The sequence below is a fragment of the Micromonospora echinofusca genome (assembly GCF_017614955.1).
GTDB classification, from domain to species: Bacteria; Actinomycetota; Actinomycetes; order Mycobacteriales; family Micromonosporaceae; genus Micromonospora; species Micromonospora echinofusca_A.
The window spans coordinates 15455-30833 of sequence record NZ_WVUH01000038.1; the positions used below are offsets into that span (position 1 = coordinate 15455).

Consider the following 15379-nt stretch of genomic DNA (forward strand, 5'->3'; position numbering starts at 1 on the left):
AACGAGGGGGCGCGATGAGGAAGACACGGCTGGCGATCGCCAGCGTGTTCACTCTGGTCGGCGCGATGGCGCTGACCGCACCGGTGACCGCACAGCCGCCGTCCGCACCGGACGCCCGGGACAGGCTGGAGGTGTACGTCGGCACCGTCACCCCGAAGCAGCTCGACGAGCTGCGCGCGGTCGGGGTCGACCTGGGCCACAGCCACGTCTCGGCCGACCAGGTCGGCAACACCACGGTGGAGGCGGTGCTCAGCACCCGGCAGGCCGAGCGGCTCACCAGCCGGGGCGTGCCGCTGACCGTGAAGAAGGTACGCGGCAAGGAGGCGTCCCGCGCACTGCGCGAGCAGGCCGCCGCCGGCTGGACGGCGTTCCGGTCGTACAGCGAGCCGGGCGGCCTCCGGGACGAGATCGTCTCCACCGCCGCCCGTTTCCCGAAGCTGGCCAAGGTGGAGACCATCGGCCGCACGGTGCAGGGCAAGCCGATCCTGGCCGTGAAGGTCACCAAGAACGCCCGTACCGTGCCGGACGGCAAGCGCCCGGCGGTGCTCTACGGCAGCGCGCAGCACGCCCGGGAGTGGATCACCCCGGAGATGACCCGCCGGCTGCTGCACCACGTGCTGGACAACTACGGTCACGACGCCGAGATCACCCGGCTGCTGGACACCACCGAGCTGTGGTTCCTCCCGGTGGCCAACCCGGACGGCTACGACCACACGTTCACCCCCGGCAACCGGCTGTGGCGCAAGAACCTGCGGGACAACGACGGGGACGGCCGGATCACCACCGCCGACGGCGTCGACCTGAACCGCAACTTCGCCTACAAGTGGGGGTACGACAACGAGGGCTCCTCGCCGGATGCGGAGAACGACACCTACCGGGGTCCGTCGGCCAACTCCGAGCCGGAGACCCAGGCGCTGGACCGGCTGTTCCGTCGGGTCGGCTTCGAGTTCTTCGTCAACTACCACTCGGCGGCCCAGCTGCTGCTGTACGGGGTGGGCTGGCAGGTCGCCACACCCACTCCGGACGACGAGATCTACAAGGCGATGGTCGGTGACGACGACCATCCCGCCGTGCCGGGGTACGACCCGGACCTGTCGGCCGAGCTGTACACCACCAACGGCGACACCGACAGCCACGCCACCGTCAAATACGGCACGCTCGGGTTCACCCCGGAGATGTCCACCTGCGAGTCGGCGGCGGCCTCCGACCCGGACGACCAGTGGCGGCCGGAGGACTGCGTCAGCGGCTTCATCTTCCCGGACGACGAGAAGCTGATCGCCGCCGAGGTGGCCAAGAACCTGCCGTTCGCGCTGGCCGTGGCGAAGTCGGCGGCCGACCCGGACGACCCGGTCTCGGTGGTCGGCCGCAGCACCCCGGACTTCGTGGTGGACGCCTTCGACACCTCGTACGGTCGCACCCAGCAGGTCGCCACCACCGCGCGGCGGGCGCTGAAGAACGTCCGCATGCACTACGTCGTCAACGGCGGCCGGCCGAAGACCGTCGCGGTCCGGGAATGGAAGGGCGGCGAGCGGTACGGCGACACCCACCACGACTACTACGCCGAGCTACGCGGCACGGTGACCGGCGCGAAGCCCGGTGACCGGGTCGAGGTGTGGTTCACCGGCAGCAGGTCCGGCCGGGGCGTGGTGGCCAGCGAGCACTTCACCTACCGGGTGCACACCGACATCGGCGGGGACGTCCTGGTGCTGGCCATGGAGGACGTCACCGGGCTGAGCCCGGCGCAGGGCGTGACCAGCGCGAAGTACGCCGACGAGGTGGCCGCCTCGCTGACCGCCGCCGGGCGCAGCAGCGACGTCTACGACTTCGACGTGATGGGCCGGAGGGCGCCGCACCCGCTCGGCGTGCTGTCGCACTACCGGGCGGTGGTCTGGGAGACCGGTGACGACGTGATCACCCGGTCGCCGGGGCAGGTGCCGGGTACCGTGGCACGGGCCGCGGCGGAGACCGAACTGGCCGTCCGGGACTACCTCAACGAGGGCGGCAAGGTCCTGGTCAGCGGCAAGTACGCGCTCTACGCCCAGTCGGCGAACGGGTCGTACGGCTACCGGCCGGACGCCCCGGCGGAGTGCACCGACGCCGCCGACCCGCGCTGCCTGCCGCTGCTCAACGACTTCCAGCAGTACTACCTCGGCGCGTACACCTACGTCAGCGACGGCGGCACCGACCCGGACGGCACGCCGTACCCGGTGCAGGGCGCGGCCGGACCGTTCAGCGGGTTTACCGGCACCCTCAACGCGCCCGGCTCGGCCGGCAACCAGGACCACACGGCGTCCTTCCTGACCACGTCGAGTTTCCTGCCGCCGGCCGGGTACCCGCAGTTCACCAGCTCCGCGCCGGTGGACTGGGCGCGGCCGGGGGCCGCTCCGTTCGACCCGCGCACCGGGGACTGGTACCTGTACAGCAACCGGGCCGACGAGGCGTACAAGCGGCTGACCCGGACCGTCGACCTGACCTCGGCGAGCAGCGCGGAACTGCGCTTCTTCACCTCGTACGACGTGGAGGAGAACTGGGACTTCCTCTTCGTCGAGGCGCACGAGGTGGGCAGCGACAACTGGACGACCCTGCCGGACGCCAACGGGCACACCGGTCGGGTCACCGGGGAGAGCTGCGCCGGTGGCTGGGTCGAGGAGCTGCACCCGTTCCTCGGGCACTACGTCGGGGCGGACTGCTCCCCGACCGGCAGCACCGGCGAGTGGCACGCGGCCACCGGTGCGTCGGGGGGCTGGCAGGAGTGGCGGATCGACCTGTCGGCGTACGCCGGCAAGAAGGTGGAGATCGCCATCTCGTCGGCCTCGGACTGGTCGACCCAGGGGCTCGGCGTCTTCCTGGACGACGCGCGGTTCATCGCCGACGGGGCGACGGTGGCGGAGACGTCCTTCGAGTCCGCCGACCTCGGCGGTTGGACGGTCGCCGGGCCGCCGCCGGGCACGGCGGGCGGGGCGAACACCTGGACCCGCAGCCAGCAGGCGTTCGAGGAGGGGTCGGTGGTGACCACCCCGGACACCGTCTACCTCGGATTCGGGCTGGAGGGGCTGGCCCCGGCGGCCCGCGACGACCTGGTCGCCCGGTCGCTGACCCACCTGCTGGGTAGCTGACCGGAGCACATGCAGGGGTGGTGCCGGCCTGCGGGTCGGCGTCACCCCTGCGTCGTTCCACCGGCCCGGCGCACGGGGTGCGACCGGGCTTGCCGCGATCCGGCAGACCGGCCGGGTCCGCTGTGATGAGCTGGGGGCATGGACCCTATCCGGCTCGGGCTGGTGCTGCACCCCAGCCGGGACGCGGCCGGGGTGCTCGGGACGATCGTCGCCTGGGCGGCTGCCCGGGACGCCCGGTTGTACGTGCGCGACACCGACCGGCACCGGGCACCGTCCACGGTGACGGCCCTGCCCGCCGCCGACCTGGCGTCCTGCTGCGACGCCTTCGTCAGCATCGGCGGTGACGGCACCATGCTCGGCGCGCTCCGGCTGACCGTGGACGATCCGAAACCGGTCCTCGGGGTGCACCTGGGTCGGCTCGGCTTCCTGGTCGAGGTGGAACCGCCGGACCTGCCGGCCGCGTTGGACCGGCTCGCCGCGCGGGACGTGACGCTGGAGCCGCACAGCTGCCTGGTACTGGACGTCTGCGGCGCGGAGGCGGTGGCGTTCAACGACGTGGCGCTGGCCCGTCAGCCCGGTACCGGCTTCGTCAGCGCGGTCCTGGCCGTCGACGGGCAGCGGTACGGGCACTACCGCTGTGACGCGCTGGTGGTGAGTACCCCGACCGGGTCCACCGCGTACAGCTATGCGGCCGGTGGGCCGCTGGTCTCCCCGGCCGCCCAGGTGGTGGTGGTCACCCCGTCCGCGCCGATGGCCGGGATCTCCCGCAGTGTGGTGCTCTCCCCGGACGAGACGATCCGGTTGGAGCTGCGGCCCGGCGCGGCGCGGGTCGCGGTCGAGGTGGACGGTCGGGTGATCCGGCACATCGGCGCCGAGGAGGTCGTCGGGGTGCGGTACCGCCGCGACGCCGGTTTCGTGGTCCGGCTCGACCCGCGCCGACACCGGGAACGCAACCAGCTCAAGCTGAGTCTGCTCGACCTGCCGTTGCTGCCCGAACAGCTCCGGGAGCTGCTGCCGGAGCAGCTCCGGGAGCAGCTCAACCGCCGCGAGCTGCCCCCGCCGCGTTGAGCACCGGGCCGGGTTCGTGAAACCGACCAGGGCACGTAGATACGGCTGCTATAAAACCTTTGGCCGATTTAGCCGGCTAAAGGATTGGATGCGCCGAACGTGAGTTTTCATCGCTCCTCCCCCGCCCGGGACGCACGGATCAAACGCACTCTCGACCTCACCGTCGCCCTGCTCGTCCTCATCGCCGCCGCACCGGTGATCCTGCTGGCCGTCCTGCTCATCCGGCTGCGGCTCGGGTCGCCGGTGGTGTTCGTCCAGGAACGCACCGGCCGGGGGGAACAGCCGTTCCGGATCTACAAGTTCCGCACCATGACCGACGAACGCGACGCCGACGGCAACCTGCTGCCGGACGGGGTCCGCTGCCGGGGACTGGGCGTCGTGCTCCGGCGGCTGAGCATCGACGAGCTTCCGCAGCTGTGGAACGTCGTCCGGGGCGACCTCAGCCTGGTCGGACCCCGACCGCTGGTGCCCCGCTACGACCCCTGGTACACCGACCGGGAACGCCAGCGCTTCCTCGTCCCCCCGGGCATCACCGGACTCGCCCAGGTCAACGGCCGCAACGGACTGCCCTGGAACGAGCGCCTGGAGTACGACGTGCAGTACGTCGAGAACTGGTCGCCCTGGTTGGACCTGCGCATCCTGGTCCGGACGGTCGGCAACGTGCTGCTCGGGTCCGGCATCGCCGTCGACCCGACGGCCACGATGCTCGACCTCGACCACGAACGCCACCTGCTCGCGCAGGGCGCGGAGCGGCAGCTCTCCGGGGTACCGTCGTGATCACGGGCGAGGTCACCTCCCTCGACACCCCGGCGGACCCGGCGCTCGACGCCGCCGTGGAGCTGCTCGCCTCCTCGGTCCCGACCGCGTGTGCCGGTCTGGCCGCCTACCACGCGCCCCGGTTCCGGTCCTTCCTCGCGGCGGCACTGGCCCCACCGCCGGCCGCGCGTACCGTGCTGCTCCGCTGCCTGCGCAGCGGTGACCGGCTCGACGCGGTCGCCGACTGGCGGCGGCTGCCCGGCGGCGAACTGCTGCTCAACGGCATCGCCGTACGCCCGGACGAACGCGGCCGGGGTCACGGCGGCCGGCTGCTGCGCGACGGTGCCGGTCTGGCCGGACAGGTCGGCTGCGACCGGCTGCTGCTGGACGTCTCCCTCGACAACCCCGGTGCCCGCCGGCTCTACGACCGGCTCGGTTTCGTCGCCCGGCAGGACTCGGTCTGGTGGCCGGTACCCATCCGGTCGGCAACCGGGGCGGCACCGGTGCGGGTCACCGACTGGCCGGCGTTCGTGGCGCACCGCGACGCCTACGGTTTCGGTGACCTGACCCTGCACACCCCGACCGGTCCGGCGGTGGTCCGGCTGGTCGGTGACGTGCTCCGGGTACCACCCGGGCCGGTCGGGCGGGACCTGCCGGCGGTGGTGGCCGCCCTGGTACCGGTCAGCCGGGCCTACACGATCGAGCCGGCCGGTGGTTCCCTTGACGGGTCCACCCCGGCCCTGGCCACCTTCACCCGGATGCACCGGCCGGTCGGCACCGGCTGACCGACCGTCGGGACGGACGCCGGGCCGGGCGGGCGGGGCGGTCAGGCCCGGCGGAGCACCTCCGAGACCAGTTTCCGCGCCTCGGTCTGGATCCGGGCCAGGTGCTCCGGCCCCTGGAACGACTCGGCGTAGATCTTGTAAACGTCCTCCGTGCCGGAGGGGCGGGCGGCGAACCAGCCGGAGTCGGTGCAGACCTTCAGCCCGCCGATCGGGGCGCCGTTGCCGGGCGCGGCGGTCAGCGTCGCGGTGATCGGCTCGCCGGCCAGTTCGGTCGCGGTGACCTGCTCCGGGGAGAGCCGGCCGAGCACGGCCTTCTCCGCCCGGCTGGCCGGGGCGTCGATCCGGGCGTACGCGGGGGCACCGAACCGACCGGTCAGCTCGGCGTAGTGCTCACTCGGGCTCCGGCCGGTGGTCGCGATGATCTCGGCGGCGAGCAGGCAGAGCAGGATGCCGTCCTTGTCGGTGGTCCAGGTGGTGCCGTCCAGCCGCAGGAAGGACGCCCCCGCGCTCTCCTCACCGCCGAACCCGACCGTCCCGTCGAGCAGGCCGGGCACGAACCACTTGAACCCGACCGGCACCTCCAGCAGCGGCCGGCCCAGGTCGGCGGCGACCCGGTCGATCATCGACGAGCTGACCAGGGTCTTGCCGACCGCCGCGGCCGGCCCCCACCCGTCCCGGGTACGGAACAGGTGGGCGATGGCCACCGCCAGGTAGTGGTTGGGGTTGAGCAGGCCGGCGTCCGGGGTGACGATGCCGTGCCGGTCGGCGTCGGCGTCGTTGCCGGTGGAGACCTGGAACCGGTCCCGGGCGGCGATCAGCGACGCCATCGCGTTCGGCGACGAGCAGTCCATCCGGATCTTCCCGTCGGTGTCCAGGGTCATGAACCGCCAGGTCGGATCCACCGTCGGGTTGACCACGGTGAGGTCGAGCCGGTGCCGCTCGGCGATCTCGCCCCAGTACGCGACGCTGGCCCCGCCGAGCGGGTCGGCGCCGATGCGTACCCCGGCGTCCCGGATCGCGGCGATGTCGATGGCGGCCGGCAGGTCGTCGACGTACCCGCCGAGGAAGTCGTACCGGCCGGTCGTGTCGACGGCCAGCGCCCGCGCGTACGGGATCCGGCGGACCCCCTTGAGCCCGTCCCGCAGCAGCTCGTTGGCCCGGTCCTGGATCCACCGGGTCACGTCGGTGTCGGCCGGCCCGCCGTTGGTGGGGTTGTACTTGAAGCCGCCGTCGTCCGGCGGGTTGTGCGACGGGGTGATGACGATGCCGTCGGCCAGGCCGCCGGTCCGCCCCCGGTTGTGGGTTCCGATCGCGTGCGACAGCGCCGGGGTCGGGGTGTAGCCGTCCCGGGTGTCCAGCAGCACGGTGACGTCGTTGGCGGCGAGCACCTCCAGCGCGCTGGCGGTGGCCGGGGCGCTGAGCGCGTGGGTGTCCCGGGCCAGGAAGAGCGGCCCGTCGACGCCGTTGGCCCGGCGGTGGTCGACCAGCGCCTGGGTCACCGCGACGATGTGGTCCTCGTTGAACGCGGTCCGCAGGCTGGACCCGCGGTGCCCGGAGGTGCCGAAGGAGACCTGCTGCGCCGGGTCGTCCGGGTCCGGGTGCCCGGTGTAGTACGCGGTGACCAGTGCGGGCACGTCGACCAAATCGGCGGGCTCGGCGGGCTGACCGGCACGGGCGTGCGACACGGCGGAAACCTCCTCGGAACCGGGACACGGGTGGTGCGGAGCGTGGGCTGTTCTTCCCGACGGCAACGGGGATCATTCTTCCCGACCGGGACCGGGACACGCCCGGTGCCGGGTCACAACTCGATCCGCTGTCCCTTGCCGATCACCACGATGCCGTTGTCGGAGACGTGGTAGCGCTGGCGGTCCTTCTCCAGGTCCACCCCGATCTCCGCGCCCTCCGGCACGATGACGTTCTTGTCCAGGATGGCGTTGCGGATCACCGCGTGCCGGCCGATGTCCACCCCCTCCATCAGCACCGAACCCTCGACGTGCGCCCAGGAGTGCACCTTGACCTTCGGCGCGACCACCGAGTTCTCCACCAGCGAGCCGGAGATCACCGAACCGGGTGAGACCAGCGAGCCCACCGCCCGCCCGACCCGCTCCTGCCAACCGTGCACGAACTTGGCCGGCGGCCAGGGCGGTTGGTCGGTGTAGATGGGCCACTCGAAGTTGTAGAGGTTGAAGACCGGGTGGATGGCGATCAGGTCCATGTGCGCGTCGTAGAACGAGTCGAGCGTCCCCACGTCCCGCCAGTAGCCCCGGTCCCGGTCGGTGCTGCCCGGCACGTCGTTGTCGCGGAAGTCGTAGACGTTCGCCTCGCCCCGCTCGACGAGCATCGGAATGATGCTGCCGCCCATGTCGTGCTTGCTGGTCTTGTCCCCGGCGTCCCGCTCCACCGCCTCGCAGAGCACCTTCGTGGTGAAGACGTAGTTGCCCATCGAGGCGTAGACCTGGTCGGGGGCGTCCGGCAGCCCGACCGCGTCGGTGGGCTTCTCGCGGAACGCCCGGATCCGCCGGCCGTCCGCACCGACCTCGATCACGCCGAACTGGTCGGCGGAGGCCAGCGGCTGCCGGATGCCCGCCACGGTCACCCCGGCCCCGGAGTCGATGTGGTCCTGCACCATCTGCCGGGGGTCCATCCGGTAGATGTGGTCGGCACCGAAGACGATCACGTAGTCCGGTTGCTCGTCGTTGATCAGGTTGAAGCTCTGGTAGATCGCGTCGGCCGAGCCGGCGAACCACCACGGGCCCCGGCGCTGCTGCGCGGGTACCGGCGCGACGTAGTTGCCGAGCAGGTTCGACATCCGCCAGGTCTTGGTGACGTGCCGGTCCAGCGAGTGGGACTTGTACTGGGTCAACACCACGATCTTGAGAAAACCGCCGTTGACCAGGTTGGAGAGGACAAAGTCGATCATCCGGTACATCCCACCGAAGGGGACGGCCGGCTTGGCGCGGTCGGCGGTGAGCGGCATCAGGCGTTTGCCCTCACCTCCGGCCAGGACGATCGCGAGCACCTTCGGAGACATGCCCCGACGCTAACCAGCCGACGGCCACTTCACCACTCGTACGCGCACTCTTCTGCACTAGGGTGCGGGAGGTGACCGCCTCCACGCCGCCCACCGGACCGCTCCGTGTCGACCTGCTCACCCGGGAGTACCCGCCCGAGGTGTACGGGGGCGCCGGGGTGCACGTCGAGTACCTGGCCCGGGAACTGCGCCGGCTCGCCGACGTACGGGTGCACTGCTTCGGCGCGCCGCGCGCCGAGCACGGCGTCACCGCGTACCCCGAACCGGTCGAGCTGACCGGGGCGAACGCCGCGCTGCGCACCATGGGCGTCGACCTGGCCATGGCGGCCGGCTGCGCGGGCACCGACGTGGTGCACAGCCACACCTGGTACGCCAACCTGGCCGGGCACACCGCGAAGCTGCTACACGGGGTGCCGCACGTGGTCACCGTACACAGCCTGGAGCCGCTGCGGCCGTGGAAGGCCGAACAGCTCGGCGGCGGGTACGCGCTCTCGTCCTGGTGCGAGCGGACCGCGCTGGAGGCCGCCGACGCGGTGATCGCGGTGAGCGCGGGGATGCGCCGGGACGTGCTGACCGCGTACCCGGCGGTCCACCCCGACCGGGTGACCGTGGTGCACAACGGCATCGACACCGCGCAGTACGCCCCGGACCACGGCACCGATGTGCTGGCCCGGCTCGGCATCGACCCGGACCGGCCCGGTGTGGTCTACGTCGGGCGGATCACCCGGCAGAAGGGCCTGCCGTACCTGCTGCGGGCGGCCCGGTCCCTGCCACCGGACGCGCAGCTGGTGCTGCTGGCCGGCGCCCCGGACACCCCGGAGATCGCCGCCGAGGTGGAGGGGTTGGTCGCCGAACTGCGGGCGAGCCGGTCCGGAATCGTCTGGGTGGCCGAGATGCTGCCCAAGGCCGAGGTGATCCAGGTGCTCACCCACGCCACGGTCTTCGTCTGCCCGTCGATCTACGAGCCGATGGGGATCGTCAACCTGGAGGCGATGGCCTGCGAGACGGCGGTGGTGGCCACCGCCACCGGCGGCATCCCCGAGGTGGTCGCCGACGGCGAGACCGGCCGGCTGGTGCCGATCGAGCAGGTCGCCGACGGTACCGGCACCCCGCTGGACCCGGAGCGGTTCGTCGCCGACCTGGCGGCGGCGGTCAACGACCTGCTCGCCGACCCGGCGGGTACCGCCGCGCTGGGCCGGGCCGGCCGACGGCGCGCGGTGGAGCACTTCTCCTGGGACGCCATCGCCGCCCGCACCGTCGACGTCTACCGCTCCGTGGCGTAGGAGGCGGTTGGGAAGGGCCCCTTCTTATCGCTTTCGGTAGCGGAAGGGTCCCTTCCTAACAGGTGGGCCGGCACCCGCGCGCGAGCCGATCTCGCACAGTAGGTTGGCAGGGTGACTGGACGTTTCCCGATCGAAGACGTCTCCCCCTCGGTGGCGTGCGGTCGCTACCCGGCCAAGGCCGTGGTCGGTGAGCTGGTGCCGGTGTCCGCCGTGGCGTACCGGGAGGGGCACGACGCGCTGGGCTGCAACGTGGTCTGGCAGGGGCCGGACGGGGCGCCCCGCCCGTTCACCCGGATGCGTCCCGGTGAGCCCGGCCGGGACCGCTGGCACGCCACCATCCGCCCGGACGCGGTGGGCGCCTGGAGCTTCACCGTCGAGGCGTTCGACGACCCCTACCTCACCTGGCACCACGCGGTCAGCAAGAAGCTCGCCGCCGGGCAGGGCGTCGACGAGTTGGCCAACGACCTCGCCGAGGGTGCCGCGCTGCTCGCCGAGGCGCTCGACGGGGTACCGGCCGAGGACGCCGAGCGGGTCCGGGCCGCGGTGACCGCGCTGGGCGACGCCGACCTGTCGCTGCTGCGCCGGGTCGCGCCCGCGCTGGAACTGGCCGACCTGCTCTGGGCGTACCCGGTACGCCGGCTGGTCACCGCCGGCGAAACGTACCCGGTCTGGGTGGACCGTCCCCGGGCCCTCTTCTCCGCCTGGTACGAGTTCTTCCCCCGCTCGGAGGGGGCGGTGCCGGCCACCGTCGACGCGCCGGCCCGCTCCGGGACCTTCGCCACGGCCACGGCACGCCTGCCCGCCGTGGCCGCGATGGGTTTCGACGTGCTCTACCTGCCGCCGATCCACCCGATCGGCCGGGTCAACCGCAAGGGCCGCAACAACACCCTGGTCGCGGGGCCGGACGACGTGGGTTCGCCGTGGGCGATCGGCGCCGCCGAGGGCGGACACGAGGCGATCCACCCCGATCTGGGTACGGCGGCCGACTTCCGGGACTTCGTCGGGGCGGCAGCCGGGCTGGGGCTGGAGATCGCCATGGACCTGGCGTTGCAGTGCGCGCCGGACCACCCGTGGGTGACCGCCCACCCGGAGTGGTTCACCACCCGGGCCGACGGCAGCATCGCGTACGCGGAGAACCCGCCGAAGAAGTACCAGGACATCTATCCGTTGAACTTCGACAACGATCCCGAGGGGATCCGGGCGGAGATCCTGCGGGTGGTGCTGCACTGGGTCGGCGAGGGCATCCGGATCTTCCGGGTGGACAACCCGCACACCAAACCGGTCGACTTCTGGCACTGGCTGATCACCGAGGTCAAGCGGGTCGAGCCGGACGTGCTCTTCCTCGCCGAGGCGTTCACCCGGCCGGCGATGATGCACGGGCTGGCCAAGGTCGGGTTCACCCAGTCGTACACCTACTTCACCTGGCGGACCAGCCCGGCCGAGATGCGCGAGTACTGCGCGGAGCTGCTGGCCGCGGCCGACTACATGCGCCCCAACTTCTGGCCGAACACGCCGGACATCCTGCCCGAGTCGTTGCAGCACGGCGGGCCGCCGATGTTCCGGATCCGGGCGGTCCTGGCCAGCCTGCTCTCCCCCTCCTGGGGCATGTACGCCGGGTACGAGCTGTTCGAGCACGTGCCCCGCCCCGGCGCCGAGGAGTACGTCGACAGCGAGAAGTTCGAGCTGCGCCCCCGGGACTGGGCGGCGGCCGAGGCGCAGGGCCGTTCGCTGGCCCCGTTCATCACCCGGCTCAACGAGATCCGGCGGGCCAACCCGGCCCTGCACCAGCTCCGCAACCTGCACTTCCACGAGATCGACAACCCGGCGCTGCTGTGCTGGTCGAAGCGGGACGCGGACACCGGCAACACCGTGCTGGTGGTCTGCTCGTTCGACTCGACCACGGTGCAGTGGGGCAACACCACACTGGACATGCCGGCCCTCGGTCTGGACTGGCACGAACGGTTCACCGTGCACGACGAACTGACCGGGGCCAGTTACGACTGGGGGCAGCACAACGCGGTACGCCTCGACCCGTACCTGCAACCCGCGCACGTGTTCACCGTGCGCACCGCCCCGGTCGGCGGCACCACCGTCGCGGCGGGACAGACCCCCGCCGTACCCGGGCAGAAGGATGACCGATGGAGCAGCTGATCGCGGGTACCCACCACGACCCGCACGCGGTACTCGGCGCGCACCCGGCCGACGGCCGGACCGTGATCCGCACCTGGCGGCGGGACGCCGGCGAGGTGAGCGTCCGGGTCGGTGCCGACCGGCACCCGATGCGCCGGGTCCACGACGCGGGGATCTTCGAGGCGACCGTGCCGGGCAGCGTGACCGACTACCGGATCGAGGTGGACGGGACGGTCGTCGACGACCCGTACCGGCACCCGCCGACCCTCGGTGAGCTGGACCTGCACCTGATCGCCGAGGGCCGGCACGAGCGGCTCTGGGAGGCGCTCGGGGCCCGGCCGCAGCCGGCCGGCGGGGTGGCCTTCGCGGTCTGGGCGCCGAACGCCCGGGGGGTCCGGGTGGTCGGCGAGTTCACCGGCTGGGGGGCGCACGAGGGTTGGCCGATGCGGTCGCTCGGCGGCAGCGGGGTGTGGGAGCTGCTGGTTCCCGAGGCCGCCCCGGGGCACCGCTACAAGTACCGCATCCTCGGCCCGGACGGGGTCTGGCGGGACAAGGCCGACCCGCTGGCGGCGTACGCCGAGGTGCCCCCGGCCACCGCGTCGGTGGTGCACGCCTCGACCTACCGGTGGACCGACGACGCCTGGCTGGCCGGGCGGGCCCGTCGGCAGCCGCACCAGGAGCCGATGAGCGTGTACGAGGTGCACCTCGGCTCGTGGCGGCCCGGGCTGACCTACCGGGACCTGGCCGAGCAGCTCACCGCGTACGTGGTGGAGCTGGGCTTCACGCACGTGGAGTTCCTGCCGGTGATGGAGCACCCGTTCGGCGGTTCCTGGGGCTACCAGGTGACCGGCTACTACGCGCCCACCTCCCGGTTCGGTGACCCGGACGAGTTCCGCCACCTGGTCGACACGCTGCACGGCGCCGGGATCGGCGTGCTGCTGGACTGGGTACCGGCGCACTTCCCGCGCGACGAGTGGGCCCTGGCCCGGTTCGACGGCACGCCGCTCTACGAGCACCCCGACCCGCGCCGGGGCGAGCACCCCGACTGGGGTACGTACGTCTTCGACTTCGGTCGGCCCGAGGTGCGCAACTTCCTGGTCGCCAACGCGCTCTACTGGTGCGCCGAGTTCCACGTCGACGGGCTGCGGGTCGACGCGGTCGCCTCGATGCTCTACCTGGACTACTCGCGGGACTCCGGCCAGTGGGAGCCGAACCGGTACGGCGGCCGGGAGAACCTGGAGGCCATCGCGCTGCTCCAGGAGGTCAACGCGACGGTCTACAAGAACCACCCCGGGGTGGTGATGATCGCCGAGGAGTCCACCGCGTGGCCCGGGGTGACCCGGCCGACCGACTCCGGCGGGCTCGGCTTCGGCTTCAAGTGGAACATGGGCTGGATGCACGACACGCTCACCTACCTGAGCAAGGAGCCGATCTACCGCCAGCACCACCACGGCCAGCTCACCTTCTCGCTGGTCTACGCCTGGAGCGAGAACTACCTGCTGCCGATCAGCCACGACGAGGTGGTGCACGGCAAGGGCTCACTGGTCGGCAAGATGCCCGGGGACACCTGGCAGCAGCTGGCCAACGCCCGCGCCCTGCTGGCGTACATGTGGGCGCACCCGGGCAAGCAGCTGCTCTTCATGGGCTGCGAACTGGCCGACGACCGGGAGTGGAGCGAGGAACGCGGCCTGGACTGGTACACCCTGCACGACCCGGCCCGCGCCGGGGTGCAGCGGCTGGTGAAGGACCTGAACGCCACGTACCGGTCGGTCCCGGCGCTCTGGTCGCAGGACACCACGCCGGCCGGGTTCCGCTGGATCGTCGGTGACGACGCCGGCAACAACGTGGCGGCGTTCGTCCGGATCGCCCCGGACGGGGCCACCCTGGTCTGCGTGGCGAACTTCGCGGCCACCCCGCACGAGGGGTACCGGATCGGCCTGCCGGCCGCCGGGACCTGGTCGGAGATCCTCAACACCGACGCCGGGCACTACGGCGGTTCCGGGGTGGGCAACCTGGGTGCGGTGCACGCCGAGCACGTGCCGTGGCACGGCCTGCCGGCGTCGGTGTCGCTGCGGCTGCCCCCGCTCGGCGTGCTCTGGCTCCGCCGGGACTGACCACGCGGTCCGGGGCCGGGCCACCACGCGGGGCGGGGACCGGTGCCACACGCCGACGGCGGCACCGGTCCCCGCCCGGTCAACGGTACGGAGGCGGCAGCGGCGTTGCCACCGCCCCGGTACCCGTTCCGGGTCAGTGGACCGGGTTCCAGCCGTCCGTCCCGGCCAGGTACCTCTGGGCGGTGTAGGTGGGCGCCTGGGCGTCGGTCAACTGGGGGCGGTCGGCGGTCACCGTCGCGCCGGGGCCGCTGTTGTGGTACTCGAAGAACCGGGCGTCCCGCCAGGAGAAGCCGGACATGTCGGTCCACGGGGCGTCCTTGACGTGCGCCCCGAGCACGCTGTCGCGGAACACCACCTGGCCGATCGCGTTGACGTCGCCGCCGGGGTGCCACGGCCGGCCGAGGTGCACGCTCTGCGCGACCGCCGAGTCGGTGGTCAGGGTGCACTGGGTGAACAGGAAACCGTACGGGTTGCCGATCATCGTCGAGGGCGCGGTGACGTACCCGTTGTTGCTGGACGACCCCCGGCTGAGCGACCGGATCTCACAGCGGTCGAAGACGCCCGTCCCCCGGCCGAAGATGAAGTCGACGTCTCCCTCGACGTAGCAGTTGCGGAAGTACGCCCGGCCGATCGTGCTGCTGTTCGCGCTGTTGTGGTAGAGCGTGTCCTGGTTGCCGAGGAACCGGACGTTGTCGAAGACCAGCCGGTCGGCCCGGGTGAGGACGGCCACCGCCTGCTCGGCGCTGTAGCTGTACGCCGTCTCGTCGAAGCTGTTGGCGAAGGTGAGGTGCTTCGCGGTGAAGTCGTTGCCGTCGATGGTCACCGAGGCGCTGCCCGAGGTGCCGTACGTCCCGCCGTTCGGGTGCGGGGTGCCCGAGGCGTTGTCGTAGGTGATCACCACGTCGGCGGCGTTGCCGGTGGAGCCGACGAAGGAGACGTACGGCTTGTCGGCCGGGATCTTCACCACCTCCCGGTAGGTACCCGGCTTGATGGTGATGGTGTACCGGCTGGCGTTGCCGGCCGGCACCGCGTCGACGGCCGCCTGCACGCTGCTGAAGTTGCCGCTGCCGTCCCTGGCCACCACCGAGGACTGCCC

The 15379-nt window shown here is 71.9% G+C and carries 10 protein-coding genes; 7 read left to right on the forward strand and 3 right to left on the reverse strand.

The genetic code is table 11. The annotated features are described in order from the left end of the window. Positions 1–14: 14 nt before the first annotated feature. The 4 genes from GSF22_RS07365 (at position 15) to GSF22_RS07380 (ending at position 5725) form a co-directional block, all read left to right on the forward strand. Positions 15–3116: a M14 family metallopeptidase gene (locus GSF22_RS07365; protein ID WP_208812163.1), complete on the forward strand. Its 3102-nt coding sequence runs from the start codon at positions 15–17 to the stop codon at positions 3114–3116. A 138-nt stretch (positions 3117–3254) separates the two neighbouring features. Then, on the forward strand, positions 3255–4184 hold the full coding sequence (locus tag GSF22_RS07370; RefSeq protein ID WP_208812165.1) for an NAD(+)/NADH kinase: 930 nt from the start codon (positions 3255–3257) through the stop codon (positions 4182–4184). 99 nt (positions 4185–4283) lie between these two features. Continuing rightward, on the forward strand, positions 4284–4961 hold the full coding sequence (locus GSF22_RS07375) for a sugar transferase (protein WP_307803815.1): 678 nt from the start codon (positions 4284–4286) through the stop codon (positions 4959–4961). After that, positions 4958–5725, forward strand: a complete 768-nt coding sequence (locus GSF22_RS07380; RefSeq protein ID WP_208812167.1) for a GNAT family N-acetyltransferase — start codon at positions 4958–4960, stop codon at positions 5723–5725. Before GSF22_RS07375 ends, GSF22_RS07380 begins: the two co-directional genes overlap by 4 nt. A 41-nt stretch (positions 5726–5766) precedes the next feature. Here the strand turns inward: GSF22_RS07380 and pgm are convergent, their stop codons facing one another. Together pgm and glgC are read right to left on the reverse strand one after the other, a co-directional pair. Further along, on the reverse strand, positions 5767–7410 hold the full coding sequence (gene pgm / locus GSF22_RS07385; RefSeq protein WP_208812169.1) for a phosphoglucomutase (alpha-D-glucose-1,6-bisphosphate-dependent): 1644 nt from the start codon (positions 7408–7410) through the stop codon (positions 5767–5769). A gap of 113 nt (positions 7411–7523) precedes the next feature. Beyond that, positions 7524–8756 carry a glucose-1-phosphate adenylyltransferase gene (gene glgC / locus GSF22_RS07390; protein ID WP_208812171.1) on the reverse strand — a complete coding sequence of 411 codons (1233 nt, stop codon included), beginning with the start codon at positions 8754–8756 and terminating at the stop codon, positions 7524–7526. 71 nt (positions 8757–8827) lie between these two features. Here glgC and glgA point away from each other — a divergent pair, with 71 nt between their 5' ends. The 3 genes from glgA (at position 8828) to glgB (ending at position 14283) form a co-directional block, all read left to right on the forward strand. Then, entirely contained in the window at positions 8828–10039 is a 1212-nt protein-coding gene (glgA, locus tag GSF22_RS07395; protein WP_208812173.1) for a glycogen synthase, read from the forward strand. A gap of 111 nt (positions 10040–10150) precedes the next feature. Beyond that, a complete protein-coding gene (locus GSF22_RS07400) occupies positions 10151–12190 on the forward strand; it encodes an alpha-1,4-glucan--maltose-1-phosphate maltosyltransferase (protein ID WP_208812175.1) in 2040 nt (679 codons plus the stop codon). After that, on the forward strand, positions 12178–14283 hold the full coding sequence (gene glgB / locus GSF22_RS07405) for a 1,4-alpha-glucan branching protein GlgB (protein ID WP_208812177.1): 2106 nt from the start codon (positions 12178–12180) through the stop codon (positions 14281–14283). The genes GSF22_RS07400 and glgB overlap by 13 nt, the downstream gene beginning before the upstream one ends. Before the next feature lie 133 nt (positions 14284–14416). On the opposite strand, the gene GSF22_RS07410 is transcribed toward glgB, so the two are convergent. Beyond that, a partial coding sequence (locus GSF22_RS07410) for a pectinesterase family protein (RefSeq protein WP_208812179.1) occupies positions 14417–15379 on the reverse strand: 963 nt, incomplete at its 5' end.